1 pseudogene is annotated in these 220 nt (G+C 70.9%); it reads left to right on the top strand.

Features of this window, described 5'->3' with window-relative positions:
* Window positions 1-220: pseudogene (locus BN358_RS26930) on the top strand (beta-ketoacyl synthase N-terminal-like domain-containing protein); the annotation flags it as partial.

Genomic DNA, 220 nt, shown 5'->3' with positions numbered 1-220 from the left:
CGGCTCGACCGCTCCACCCACGCTCGCGCTGATCGCCGCGCAGGAGGCGTGGACGGACGCCGGCCTCGACTGGGACGCCGAGGAGGGCACCCAGGTCGACCCGCAGCGACTGATCGTGTCCGTGGCCAGCGGCATTGGCGGCCTGCACTCCCTGCTGAACAACTGGGACGCCCACCGCGACAAGGGCTATCGCCGGGTGAGCCCGTTCACCATCCCCATA

The organism is Sedimentibacter sp. B4 (genome assembly GCF_000309315.1).
Taxonomy (GTDB): domain Bacteria; phylum Bacillota; class Clostridia; order Tissierellales; family Sedimentibacteraceae; genus Sedimentibacter; species Sedimentibacter saalensis.
The sequence above is the reverse complement of the archived record's forward strand: the minus strand, read 5'-3'. Positions and strand labels throughout refer to the sequence as shown.